The 12,773-nt window shown below is 58.8% G+C and carries 14 protein-coding genes; 5 read left to right on the plus strand and 9 right to left on the minus strand.

The features are described from left to right. Positions 1 to 20 precede the first annotated feature (20 nt). The 9 genes from GX444_08265 to GX444_08305 form a co-directional block, all read right to left on the minus strand. Positions 21 to 875, minus strand: a complete 855-nt coding sequence (locus GX444_08265) for a hypothetical protein (GenBank protein NLH48584.1) — start codon at positions 873 to 875, stop codon at positions 21 to 23. Between the two features lie 3 nt (positions 876 to 878). Continuing rightward, the gene (locus GX444_08270; protein NLH48585.1) at positions 879 to 1,601 is read right to left on the minus strand and encodes a hypothetical protein; all 723 of its coding nucleotides are present in this window, start codon (positions 1,599 to 1,601) and stop codon (positions 879 to 881) included. 61 nt (positions 1,602 to 1,662) lie between these two features. After that, the gene (locus GX444_08275) at positions 1,663 to 2,889 is read right to left on the minus strand and encodes a hypothetical protein (protein ID NLH48586.1); all 1,227 of its coding nucleotides are present in this window, start codon (positions 2,887 to 2,889) and stop codon (positions 1,663 to 1,665) included. Between the two features lie 56 nt (positions 2,890 to 2,945). Continuing rightward, complete coding sequence (locus GX444_08280) at positions 2,946 to 3,137, minus strand: hypothetical protein (GenBank protein NLH48587.1); 192 nt, start codon at positions 3,135 to 3,137, stop codon at positions 2,946 to 2,948. Positions 3,138 to 3,274: 137 nt separating this feature from the next. Next, positions 3,275 to 3,679, minus strand: a complete 405-nt coding sequence (locus GX444_08285) for a hypothetical protein (protein NLH48588.1) — start codon at positions 3,677 to 3,679, stop codon at positions 3,275 to 3,277. A gap of 11 nt (positions 3,680 to 3,690) precedes the next feature. After that, positions 3,691 to 3,888: a hypothetical protein gene (locus tag GX444_08290; GenBank protein ID NLH48589.1), complete on the minus strand. Its 198-nt coding sequence runs from the start codon at positions 3,886 to 3,888 to the stop codon at positions 3,691 to 3,693. Positions 3,889 to 3,916: 28 nt separating this feature from the next. After that, the gene (locus GX444_08295) at positions 3,917 to 4,150 is read right to left on the minus strand and encodes a hypothetical protein (GenBank protein ID NLH48590.1); all 234 of its coding nucleotides are present in this window, start codon (positions 4,148 to 4,150) and stop codon (positions 3,917 to 3,919) included. Positions 4,151 to 4,307: 157 nt separating this feature from the next. Continuing rightward, the gene (locus GX444_08300; protein ID NLH48591.1) at positions 4,308 to 4,661 is read right to left on the minus strand and encodes a hypothetical protein; all 354 of its coding nucleotides are present in this window, start codon (positions 4,659 to 4,661) and stop codon (positions 4,308 to 4,310) included. Positions 4,662 to 4,683: 22 nt separating this feature from the next. After that, complete coding sequence (locus GX444_08305) at positions 4,684 to 4,869, minus strand: hypothetical protein (protein NLH48592.1); 186 nt, start codon at positions 4,867 to 4,869, stop codon at positions 4,684 to 4,686. A 517-nt stretch (positions 4,870 to 5,386) separates the two neighbouring features. Between GX444_08305 and GX444_08310 the strand changes: the two genes are divergently transcribed. The 5 genes from GX444_08310 (at position 5,387) to GX444_08330 (ending at position 12,770) form a co-directional block, all read left to right on the plus strand. Beyond that, complete coding sequence (locus GX444_08310; protein ID NLH48593.1) at positions 5,387 to 5,986, plus strand: helix-turn-helix domain-containing protein; 600 nt, start codon at positions 5,387 to 5,389, stop codon at positions 5,984 to 5,986. A 122-nt stretch (positions 5,987 to 6,108) separates the two neighbouring features. After that, a complete protein-coding gene (locus GX444_08315; GenBank protein ID NLH48594.1) occupies positions 6,109 to 6,885 on the plus strand; it encodes a DUF169 domain-containing protein in 777 nt (258 codons plus the stop codon). A 24-nt stretch (positions 6,886 to 6,909) separates the two neighbouring features. Then, a complete protein-coding gene (locus GX444_08320; protein ID NLH48595.1) occupies positions 6,910 to 8,160 on the plus strand; it encodes a diguanylate cyclase in 1,251 nt (416 codons plus the stop codon). A gap of 75 nt (positions 8,161 to 8,235) precedes the next feature. Beyond that, positions 8,236 to 9,384 (plus strand): glycosyltransferase, encoded by a 1,149-nt coding sequence (locus GX444_08325; protein NLH48596.1) that lies wholly within the window; start codon positions 8,236 to 8,238, stop codon positions 9,382 to 9,384. A 161-nt stretch (positions 9,385 to 9,545) separates the two neighbouring features. Then, on the plus strand, positions 9,546 to 12,770 hold the full coding sequence (locus tag GX444_08330; protein NLH48597.1) for a PAS domain S-box protein: 3,225 nt from the start codon (positions 9,546 to 9,548) through the stop codon (positions 12,768 to 12,770). Positions 12,771 to 12,773 lie beyond the last annotated feature (3 nt).

Genomic DNA, 12,773 nt, shown 5'->3' on the forward strand with positions numbered 1-12,773 from the left:
TGCCGCCGCCGACCCGTCCGCTATTCGCTGATCGAAAATTCGACGGCGAAGGACGGCCGTTGCGCGGCCACGCCGTACGCCATGTCCGCCGTGGCCAGCGTGCCGAGCTTGTCCTGCAAGTAGGCGAACTGGACGCGCGGCCCCAGGGCCACCGCGTAGGTGAACGCGTTTTTCTGGAAGTACAGGTTGTGGTACGTGGTCACGCCGCTGTCGACCGTGGCCGGCACGTTGGTCGTCACGAAGATCTTCGCCCCGAGCAGCATGTTGAGCTGGCCCGAAACGATGCCGTCGGCCATCGGGTTGTAATCACGGCTGATCACCGGATCCAACGCCAGCAGCCGTTCCAGGGTCGCCGGGTGAATCACGAAGAAGCGCTCTTCCTCCGGCGCGTCGGCCTCGTTGAGCTGCCGCAGCATCCGCAACAGGTCGGCTTTCAGGTCGTCGCCGGTGTGGCCGCCCGCCTGCACCGCCCCCTGGGCTTCGCTGTAAAGGGTCAGCAGATCGGCGTCGAATTTCTTGGCGATCGCCGCCGCGCCCTCGACGCGGATGAACTCGTCGATCAGGTTGTATTTGGTCACCGCGGCGGCCGCGTCCTCGACCAGAATCGAGGCTTCGACGTGTTGGTCGATTTCCAGCGACACCGCATCACCGGCCGGCTGCTGCAGCGTGACATTTTGTTTCGGCTGCTTGGGATTGGCCGCCATGGCGCCGAGGCGCGGGATCTTCAACCGGTCGCCGCCTTGCAACTGGGCGCTGCGATCGACGGTGAGATCCGCCATCACCAGCTTGCATTTCACCGCGTCCAGCAGCGTCGGCGACCACAACTCGGGAATGTACAGTTCCGCTTCCGCGATCGTGAACGGTTCGTTTGCCATTCGTCATTGCTCCTTTTGTTTCGCCAGCGGCGAATTGCGTCCGGCGCCCAGGTGCTCGAGCAAAGCCTGATGGGCTTGCCGGGCAAAACCGGGATCGGCCATGCGCTCGGCCAGTTTTCCCTGCCGTTTGGCCAAGGCCACCTGGGCGTAACTGACCGGGGGATTCGCCGTCTGGTCGCCGGAGAGCGGCGAACCGCCGCTGCCCGTGCCGCCGCCGGCCGGCGCGGAAAGAATGTCCGGCCGTTCGGCCAGCAGCGCGGTCACCGCATCCGCCAGCGGTTGTCCGTCGAATTGAAAACTGATTTCGTCGTTCTCGCCGGCAACCGGCTGGGCGCGCGACAACAGGTAATCGACCAGCAGATCGCGCGCGCCGCGCACCACGTTCGCCGCGTCCAATCGCTCGGCGATCTGCCGCGTGGCCAACGTTTTGGCGTACCGGTTTTTCCAGCTGCCGACGTCCGCCGCCAAGCGGGCGTTTTCCTGGCGCAGTCCGTCCAATTCGGACCGGTTCACATCGGCGGCCTGCTGCCGCTCCCGCGCCGCCGCCAGTTCCTGTTCGAGCGCCGTCATTCGCGATTCCGCCTCGCCGCGGGTCTTGCGGTCGCGCGCCAGGCGCCGAATGACGATGTTCTCGATCTGTTCCTGCAATTCCGGGTACTGTTCCAGCAGTTCCGGCAATCGCACCGGCCCGGGGCCGTAGTCCACCGTTTTCGGGTCGTCACCCATCGAACACCTCCAAAAAATGTTGATTGTTTCCGTCGTCGCTCCGTGGCCCGGCCCCTGCCGCTCACCAAAACGCCGGCCGGTGCGCGGTCACGTGCAAGGCGTACCGCAGGGCGTCGCAGGTGTGATCGTTTTCCTTTAGCGGAGTTTCGCCGTCCGCGTCGGGATCCCACCGATAGTTGAGCAATTCCTCGATGACCGTCCGGCAGCGGCGATGGACGACCAGACCCGGCCGGCCGGCAATCGAGTGCAGCGCCTTGGCGACCGTTTGAATACCGCCCGCCAGATCGTTGTTCGCGGCCCGGGCCGGCAATCCCGCCTGGCGAAAATGGCGGATGTACGCCGGCGCCGAGGGGTCGCAGTAAAAAGTGCCCGCGCCTCGCCGCGCCGTCAGTTCCCGCGCCCACTTCGCCCAGCTCGTCTCGCCGGGCGACGCGATCAACACCTGCCGGGCGACGACTTCCTCGACGACCATCCAACTTCCCAAGGCGTCGCGTTGCAGGCAGAGAATCGCGCCCGGATGGCGAAAACCCCAATCCACGCCGTAACGCGTCTCGACCGCCTCGTCCGGTTCCCGGTCCACGATGTGCAAGGCCGGATCAAATTCGCCGTAGATCTGGCCGACGAACGCGTCGAAGCTCGCCTCGTATTCGCGGCGGAAGTAAATCTCGGGCAGTTCCCGCGCCGCCTGCGCCACTTCCTGCGCCAAGCCGGGAATCAGCAGGTTGTCCAGCGTGCGCCAGGAATGAACGCTGAAATCCGGCTCGCCGGTCCAGGCTTTTTGCACGATGTAGCGATAAAACCAGTTGTGGCCGAGCGGCGTCGTCGAAAAGACGGCCCAGCCCCGACGGTCGATCAGCCGGTGCCGCAAACCGCCCAGCCAAGCCTCTTCCTTGGCGCGCGCCGCCTCGTCGAGCCAAAGCCCGTCCAGGCCGGCCGCGACCAAAGCCTCGGGGCGCTCGGTGGTTTTGAATTCGATCAGGATATCGCCCTTGAGCCACAGTTCACGGTCGCCGGCGTGATACTCGCTGACCGGCGTTCCGCCCAGGCCGCCGAGCACGTCGAAAAGTTCATACGTCTGGACCTTGCCGATCGCATAGGTCGGCGCCGCGCACCAATAGTGCAATCGCCCGTTTTTCCGCAGGCGATCCAGATATACCCGTTTGATGAATTCCCGCGCCGCCGCGTAGGTCTTGCCGCCGCGCACTCCGGCGGCCAGCGCCGCAAAACGCCGACTCTCGCGGTGAAAACGCAATTGGTGCGGATGCGGTCGATATCCATCGAATAGCATGAGTTCCCATTCATTCCGCCGTGGATCTGTTGATCGGTTTTCGCGCCGGCCCTGCGTCAGTGTTCGTCTTCGGCCGTCTGGTTGACCGAAAGTTCCGCGTCCAATAAATCGAACGCCTGCAGGAGACGCGCGTCCTGGTCGAGGGTGCCGCCCGCCCGCGGCAGTAAACTGTGTTCGCGATAGCGCCGGTAATGCTTGATCGCCAGAATCGTTTCGCGTTCGATGAGCCGCCAGGGGCAGCGGTTCACGATCTGGCCGCCGAAAGTGTCGCGGTACGGCCGTTTGCCTTCGCCGTTGCAATTGCGCAGTTCGCGCAGCTTTGTGTTGCATTGGCGGCAGGAAATTCCGCGCGACTTTTTATCCTGGAAAAATCGCGCGGCGAAAATCAGTTTTTTATTTCGCCCTCGTTGAGCAGGCTGATTTCGCGTACCGCGTTCAGGATTTCCCGGTAAAGCCCGCGGAACCGCAACGGCAGTTGATCGCGGACCGCCAAATAATCCGCGCCGTTTTTCACGGCTTTTTGCCCGACCCAGAGGTTTTCGATTTTCAGCACGTGGGCGCCGAAGATCGCCGCGTCGATCGTCGGGTTGGCGTCAACGGTAACCTGTCCCGTGGCGGGATCGTAGCGGGTTTTGAATTCGTCGTATTTTTCCGCTTCGCCTTCGGTCAAGGGCCGCAGATGAAAGATGAGCGACGGATAGGACGGATCCTTGGCGGCTTTGTCCCGTTCGCCATCGAAAAGCGGGAGGTATTTTTTCACGACGGTGCCGATCAACGGTTCGATGTTCATCGTTTTGGCTCCTAATTGACGGTAAGATCGTTCAGCAGCGCCTCGTAAGCGGCGAACAATTTTGTTTTGCGATCCGGGATCAGCCAATCGCTCGTGCCGTCCTGCCAGCGCACCCGTACCCGCTCGCCTTCGATTTCGACGATCCGCCCCCAGAGTCCGAAATCGCGGTCGTGCAACAAATCGCCGGATAAATAGTGATATCGAATCATCGTCTCTCCGCTCCAGGGCCGTTTCCGATCAACCGGCACCGGTGTTGGTTTTCCCGTCGGTCGGCAGCAATGCGGCCGGAATATTGATAATCGGCGCGGTTTGCTTTCCGGCTTTCTGCCAATTGTATTCGTAGACTTTCAACAAATGACTGACCAGGTAGCCGATCGCATTGGCTGCCGGCGCTTGGATTTCGCCGTTTTTCAAGCGTTCCAGCGTTTCGATCAGGATCGGCGCCAAATCCTCCGGTCCGGATATCTCCATTCTATTCCGCCTATCGCGCGAACGCCTGAGCACCCGGCGTACCCGGTTTTTGCCGATCAACGCATTAGTGATATTGGATATTCGGTCGCATCGACCACTTCGAGGTTACCTTTTTTATATCATGTTTGTCTCACCTTGTCAATTTAATTTATCAACATTAGAAAAATATTCCGCGCTTGCGGAATTCCTCGCGCAATCGCCATTCGATTTGCCGCACTTGCCGATAAGCGGTCGCCCGACTGCAGGTCAGAATGTGCTGCATTGTTGATATTTCCTCCCCTTTGCGAGCGAGGAGGAAACCAACATAAGCCTGGCGTTCGAGCGGCAACAGCGCCCCCTCCAATACCTGACCAATCGCCACCAGGCCGAGTCCCTCGCTCTCCGCCTGATCGTTCCGGTGATTACCCCGGTGATCGACCCGACCGCCCAACGCCGCCGTTTTGTTCGGCCATCCCGAACCGCAATATCCGCTTTGTCGCAACAGGTATTCCAAAATCTTGCCGCGATTCATGACTCCGAGTCCCCTTTATTGATTAATTCCCCTCCCCCGACCGGGTAAACAGCGAAATTTTCAAAACCGACAACAACCCTTGCGCTTTGCTTTTTACCGTCTGATCCAAAGCCTCGCTGTTGACCATTGCCGTCAAGACCTCGATTAGAAACGCGATTTCGGAGGTTGGCAGGGCAATCTTCTTTGGTAAAAACGAATCAGTCGTCAAAACCGCCTCCTTTCACGATTCAGTGAACCGCCCAATCATTCGTTTCTTTCAGAAAAATCGTCGCTTTTTACACACCGCTTGCTCAAACGGGTGACCTTGTGTAAGTTACAATCGTCAAATCGGATACAAATTCGGACGGCGCACAATGCTGACGATGAATGGATCGAACGTCCTGAATATCAATGCGATACGGCTGATATCCCAATTCCGCGAATTTGTTTGGGCGAAAATTCACTTTTCGTTGAAATTTCGATTGAAACTCGATCAGACTGAGAAATTCTTTGCTCGCGGCCGGCCTGGCCAAAAACAACTGTCTCCTCCCAAGCGAGGGAATCCAAAACTGTCGAGATGGGCCGAAAGAGGCGCATTTCCGCACCTGCGGCCGCGACATTTCCGACAAATGGCGATTTTTCGCCTGACAATAAAGAAAAGGACGTTGACTTATTATCGTACTATAGTACGATTTTGTCAAGCAAAATATACCCAATTAATATTTATTAATTAATTGAACGGAATCATGGAAAACATTTTATCGCGAATCACCGAATTAATTGATCGTTTCGCCAACGGTCACATTGCGCAATTCGCCCGGTTGACCGGACTGAAGGATGCGGCGATCCGCGCCTGGTTCAACCGGCGCGACGCCAATTTGACCGCCACCAGTATCTTACGGATTTGTCGCGCCACCGGGGTCAGCGCCGATTGGCTTTTATTCGGCAAACCGCCTTCCGCCGATTCGCCAACCAAACCCGCCTTACGCCCCTGGCACGTCCCTTCGCGCAACGACTCCGCCTCATCGAATCGGCAAACCGAAATACCGCGGCTTCTCCAATCGGCCGATTCCCACGGCTTCATCCTGACCGTTCCCGACGATTATCAGCGCATGATGCCGTTCATTCAGCCCGGTTCTTTCCTGCTGGTCATTCCAGACTCGCCGTCTCAGGCCGGACAGGTCCTGTACGTGCAGAACCGCGACCAGACGCTGGTCGGCCGCTTTCAACCGCTGGCCGGCGGAAAACGCCTGCTATCCTTCGACAACCCGGAATACCCGCCGCAGCCGTTGGAAAGACGATGTCTGGTTCTCGGCATCGTCAAAGAAGTGAGTCGGCGTCTGTAAAATTCTTCCGGACGCGAACCGGCCCCAACACCCCTGCGAATCGGTCACCCGGTGGCGATAACCCAGGTGTGCTCCGATACAATTCTGCTATACTGCGCAAAAATACCGTAAAGGATCCGGCCATGACCCACTGGGCTGAAATATCCCGTCGTTTTCAAGACGAACTGCTGCTGCCGTTGAAACCGCTCGCCCTCTACTATGCCGCCGAGAAACCGGCGGACGCTCTCGGTTACGAAGGTATCGGCCGCGGCAAATGCATCGTCTCGCTGGTTTACCGCGCCGCCCGTAAAAATTGCGCCGCCGCCTTCGACCTTGCCAATCATGGTTGTCCCGGCGCGGGTTTGTATCTGGGCTATCGGAAGATGTCCGAGCGACCCGACCTGCATTATTTCCTTTCCTGCGGCATCGCAGGCAAAATGGAAGGCGAGCGGTACATCAAAACGCCCGAACTGGCCCGCGTTCGCCTGGACGGAATGCCGTCCTTCGCCGCACCGGCGCCCTATTGCATCTTTCAGCCGCTCGAGCAAATTCCCGCCGGAACGGAACCCCTGGCGGTGATTTTTCTGGTGCCGCCCGACATTCTATCGGCCCTGGTCATCCTGGCCGATTTCGCCAATCCCGAGAACGAATCGAATACGGCGGTTCACTTCGCCTCCGGCTGCGGCCATCTGGTCGCCTGGCCAATCGCCGAAGCCGCGCGGCCGCATCCGCGAGCGGTCTTGGGAATGTTCGACATCTCCGCCCGGCCGACCGTTCCGCCGGAAGTCCTGAGCTACACGATCCCGGCCGCTCTTCTGCGGGAGATGGCCGCCAATCTCGACGAGAGCTTTTTGACCACCGACTCCTGGAAAATCGTCAAACGGCGGCTGGCGCGTCAGGAAAAAACCGCGGAACTTTGATTCGTCCACTGCCTGGAGATTGAAATGCTGCGCGAGATTCCCAGCCGGACGAAAATATTCATCATGGTGACTTCCATCGCCTTGCTCGTCCTGGTGAACGGTATCTATTCCATCTATCAAATCGAGCAGATCAAAACCGAGTTCCAACTCGTCGCCGACAACGATCTGCCGATGTCCACGGTGATCACGCAGATCACGCTCACCAACTTGGAATCGTCGCTGCTGCTGGAAAAGGCGCACGGCCTTTCCTTTAGCCTGACTCCCGGCGACGAGCATCAATTGCTGGCGCAGCTCCGCGAGGATTTGAAGCAGTCCGGCAAGGCTTTCCGCTTTACCGTCAATTCCAGCCGCAATCGCCTGAAGCGCTCGATTCTGACGGTGGAAAGCTACCGCGGCAGCCGCCGGCACTCGCGCCTGTTGACCCTGTTGAACGTCCTGGAAAAGAAGCATTTGCAATTCGAGCAGGAAGCCGGAAGGATGATCGACGCCATCGACCGCGACGACCGACCGGAGACCGAAAAGCGCTATGCGCTGGCGACCGCCGAAAAGAACGAGCTGCAGAAAGCCCTGACCCACATGTTGTCGGAAATCGAAAGTCTGACCACGGTTTCTTCGGTCAGCGTGTTACGCAACGAAAGCGACATGATCCGCAACAAGGCCCTGGCCACCTTGCTCACCTTCGTCATCGGTTTGTGGATGGTGATGCAAATCAACCGGATCATCCTGGAAAGAGACCGGGCGCAGTCCAAGCTGGAATTCCTGGCGATTCACGACCCGCTGACCGGCCTGTACAATCGCCGGCATTTCATTTCCCGGCTGGCCGAAATGCTCAACGGCTCGCTGCGTTACGGTTACGACGTCAGCCTCTGCCTCTGTGACCTCGATCATTTTAAAAAAATCAACGATACCTACGGCCACGTCGTCGGCGACGAAGTGTTGCGGCGTTTTGCGCAAATCATTTCGCTGCAAATCCGCCGGGAAGACATTGCCGGCCGCTACGGGGGCGACGAATTCGTCATCCTGTTCCCGAACACCGATGCCGGTTCCGCGCAACTGGTGCTGGAGCGCATTCGCGAACAATTCGCCCAGGAAGTGTTCAACCTTCCCGACGGCCGGACCTGCTCCCTTTCCGCGACGTTCGGCGTCGCTGACTTCGACCGGCAAATCCCCGAACCGAGCCTGATGATCGAATCCGCCGACCTGGCCCTGTATGAAGCCAAAAAGCTGGGCCGGAACCGGGTTGTCGCCCAATCGAATTCGTTCAGCCTCGGGTAATGCGGCGCGGCGGTTCTGGCTTTTACCGCCCCGGCATGCTAATTTTTTACTCAAGCAGTCAGGAAAGGAACGCGCATGCGGTTCGTGTCGGGAGCGGCGGATTGCGCCTTGATCATTCCGACCCGCGATCGGGCCCTGCGCCTGCTTGATACGCTATCGCGCATCGCCGCGACCGACGGACCCGCCGTCGAAATCATCGTGATCGACAACGCCAGCGTCGACGGCACGCCCCAGCGGCTGGCCGCCGATTATCCTCAGGTCAAGGTGATCACCCAATCGAAAAACCACGGCACGGCCGGCCGCAACGACGGCGTCCGTCATGCCGAATCGCCCATTATCGTCCTGCTCGACGACGACAGCGGCCCGGCGCCCGGCACGCTGGAAAAACTGATCGCGGCCTTGCGCGACCCATCGCTCGGCATCGCCGCCTGCCCGGTCCGCCTGCCGAACGGCGTCTGGGAAGAAGGCGGCAGCCGGCACGTTCATATCGGTTGCGGGGCGGCCATGCGGCGCCGCATCTTTCTGGACCTGGGCGGGTATCCGAACGAATACGAAACCTACGTCGAGGAATACGATCTGGCCTATCGGGTGCTCGCCGCCGATCTGCGGGTGGAATACCTGGATGGCGCGGCCGTCTGGCATGAGCCCGCGGCGCGAGCCTCCTACGATTACATGGTCGAAAAGCTGACCGCCAACAACGCCTATCTGGCGACCCGGTTCTATCCCTGGGACGAAGCGGTGTCGTTCATCGCCTGGACCGTATATCGCTACAGTGTTTTTGCCGCGAAGCGCGAGGCGCAGACCGGATTTCGGCGGGCCATGGAATCCTTGCCGGAAAAAATTCTGCGGGGACAAGCCCAGCCGCATCCTTTGCCGGAGCGGGCCTTGGATTTCATCCTGCCGCACCGCGACACCGCGCGGGCTTTTTACGAATTGCATACCGCCGGTACGACGCAAATCGCCTTCCTGCGCGCCGGCAAGGAAATTCCCGGCTTGATTCGCGCCGCCCGCAATGCCGGATTGAAGGTCGAGGCGATCTACGAACCGGACGACGGTCTATTCGGAGGGGTCGACCAGCTTTTCAACGTACCGATCCGGCCATTTTCAGAAGTCACCCCACAAATGAACGCGCGCCTGGTCATCGGCGGCACCAGCCCCGGATTTATTCGCAATACGCTCGAATTGGCCGCCAAACACCGGCTTCCGGCCCCGGCTGTCCCCTAAATTTCTTTTCATTTCATAGAGTTCTACCATTGAAATTGTTAAAATAAATACGTTCATTTTCCTTGGATTTCCTCGCTCAGGCGTGTTATGTTTTTTTCAGTAACATCTAAGGTTTCTACAGCGTCGCGATCAGCCGGACCGTTTGGGAGCGGGGGGCGGCCATGAAAGCGATGTCCGAGTTGTTGATCAGCCATGAAAATTGGCTGATCGAGCACATCATTCAATACGCCAAGCAGCAACATTATTTTTCCTCTATGCCCAGCCTTCCTATGGCCTGGCGGCAATTGGTGCAAAGCATCACCGGCGCCATTCTGGAGGCAGTCGCGCTTTCGGAAGAAGCGCCCGAATTCGGCCCCGACCAATCGAACAACCAGGGAATCGCCGCGATCGGCATTCGCGAAGCGCGAAAGCATCGCGAACGGGGCGTGGAATTGCGTATGTTTCTCGGGATGTTCATGTACGTCCGGCAAAGCTACCTGGATCTGATGCGCCAGGCCGATTTTCCCCGGGAAACGGAAGAGCGGTATCGCTATTTCGTGAAGCGTTGCTTCGATCACATCGAATTGGGATTCGTTTCCGAATGGGTACAGCATTCGGAGGAAGAAAAACTGCGCGAGCTGCAAACCGTCAACCGGCAACTGGCCGGCGAAAAAAGCAAGTACTCGGCCTTATTCGAAAGCCTGCCCCACCCGATTCTGCTGATCGACGCCGGAAATCGGATCGAAAGCCTGAATCAAGCCGCGACCGAGTTGATCAAATACGCCGCCTTGCCGGTCAAAGAAAAAAAACGACGCGAGCGCACCCGGGCGGCCGGCCCGAAAAATGAATCGCCGGAGCCGGTTGAAAGATCTACGATCGGCCGGGGAGTCGGCGAGCTCTGGCCGTGGCTGCGCCCGCTGGTGGATGAATTCCGGCAAAGCGAGCGCGACACCGGCATGTCGACCGTTTCGGTTCTCCTCGGCCGGCAACAACATTACTTTTCGGTGATCCTGACGCGCTCCAAGGACCTGCATGGCGATCAGGCCAATTGTATCGCCATTTTGTTCGACATCACCCAATTGCAGGAAACGGAAAACGCGCTCCGCGAATCGGAACATCTCTATCGTGCCCTTTTCGACAACGCCGGCGACGCCATTTTCTTTTACGACCTGGCGGGACAAATCCTGGAAGTCAACCGCGTCGCCTGCGAGCGTTTGGGTTACCCGCGGGAGGAATTGCTGCGCCTGAACATCGCCGACCTCAACGCGTCCGCTTTCGCCACGGAAATACCGGAGCGCCTGGAACTGGTCCGCCAGACCGGCACGGCCGTTTTCGTCACCGAACATCGGTGCCGCGACGGGCGGGCGATCGCCGTCGAAGTCAATGCCCAACTATTCGACTATCACGGGCAGCCCGCCGTCCTCAGCATCGCCCGCGACATCACCGACCGCAAGAAAAACGAACAGGCGTTCCGGGAAAGCGAGGAGCGCTACCGCCAGCTCGTCGAGTACAGCACCGACGTGATCTACCGCACCGACGCCGACGGCCGGTTTACCTACGTCAATCCGATGACCGAGCGGCTGTTCGGTTTCGACAAATCCGAGATACTCGGCCGCGGCTATCTGACTTTGGTCCATCCGGACGAGAAAGAAAAAGTCCGGGATTTTTACCTGCGCCAGGGCCGCGAAAAAATCACCAACACCTATTTTGAATTTTCTTGCCTGACGAAAAACGGCCGGCGAATCTGGATCGCCCAAAACGTCCAATTGCTGCTCAACGAAGGGCGGCGAACCGGATTCCAGGCGATCGCCCGCGACATTTCCGCGCGAAAAGAGCAGGAAACCGAGGTGTTGCACGCCAAGGAAACGGCGGAATCGGCCAGCCGCGCCAAGAGCGAATTTTTAGCCAACATGAGCCACGAATTGCGCACGCCGCTCAACTCGATCATCGGTTTTTCGGAAATCATGGAAGCCGAAATGGGCGGGAAATTGTCGGAAAAACAACGCTGGTATTCCCACAACATCAAAAAAGCCGGGCAACATTTGCTGCGGTTGATCGACGATATTCTCGACCTCTCGAAGGTCGAGGCCGGCAAAATGGAACTACAACGCGGCGTCGTCAGCCTTGCCGAGCTGATGGAAAGCGCCATGGTCATGTTCCGCGAACGTGTGCTGAAACATCACATTACCCTCAATCTGGATTTCCAGCCGGAGATCGTCGCCCTGCGGATTTTCGCCGACGAAAGAAAGATCAAACAAATTCTGTACAACCTGCTCTCCAACGCGGTGAAATTCACCCCGGACGGCGGCGAAATCACCTTGCGCGCCGCACAGCGGGGCACGGACCTGATCGTCAGCGTGATCGATACCGGCATCGGCATCCGGCGCGAGGATCAGGCGCGGATTTTCGAGGAATTCGAACAGGTCAAAAACGCCACGGTTCGCGATCAACGCGGCACGGGATTGGGCCTGGCGGTGACCAAAAAGCTGGTCGAACTGCACGGCGGCCAGATTCAAGTCAGCAGCGACGGCGAAGGCAAGGGAAGCATTTTCACGTTCTCGATACCTTTGCTGCCGCCGCCGGTCGTCAAGCTGGACGAGATCGAGGAGGTCGTTCTGGAGCCGGCGACCTACGAACTGTCGCCCGAGGCGGCCGACGGTTCGCGCCCCCTGATTCTCGTCGTCGAGGACAACCGTCCGGCGAGCGATCTGCTGGCCGAATATCTCGAGGATGCCGGCTACGCCGTGGCCCGTGCCTTCGACGGCAACCAGGCGCTCGAACTGGCCCGCCGGCTACGGCCGATGGCGATCACGCTGGATATTTTTCTGCCCAACAAGGACGGCCTGCAGGTGCTGGCCAAGCTCAAATCGTTGCCCGAGGTCAAGGACATTCCGGTGGTCATCGTTTCGATTTCCGAGCGGCAGCAGCGCGCTTATACCCTGGGCGCCATCGATTGGCTGGTCAAACCGGTCGATCGCGAACAGTTCGTCCGGATCATCAACAGTTTTCGCGAAGGACGCCATCGCAAGAATCAATCCCTGTTGATCATCGATCACAACCCGCAAATCGTGAATCACATCGTCAGTCTGTTGCAACCGTATCGGATGCAGATCATCCATGCCGCGGACGGCGGCACCGGCATCCGGCTGGCTAGGGAAAGGCATCCCGATTTCATCATCATGGAATTGGCGCCACCCATGATGAAAGGATTGGAAATCGCCGGACAATTAAGAGATGATGAGAACACCAAAGAGATACCGGTCATGATTTACACGATGGAGGAATTGACCGTCGCGGACAAGCGCCGGATCAGCCGCCACGTTCAGAACATCAGCACCAAGGCCGGGCGGGACCGTTTGTTGGATGAATTGGATAAAATCAGCGAGATAAAAAAAGCGAGAGTGTGATAC

Source organism: Myxococcales bacterium, from assembly GCA_012517325.1.
In the GTDB taxonomy this organism is placed as follows: Bacteria; Lernaellota; Lernaellaia; order Lernaellales; family Lernaellaceae; genus JAAYVF01.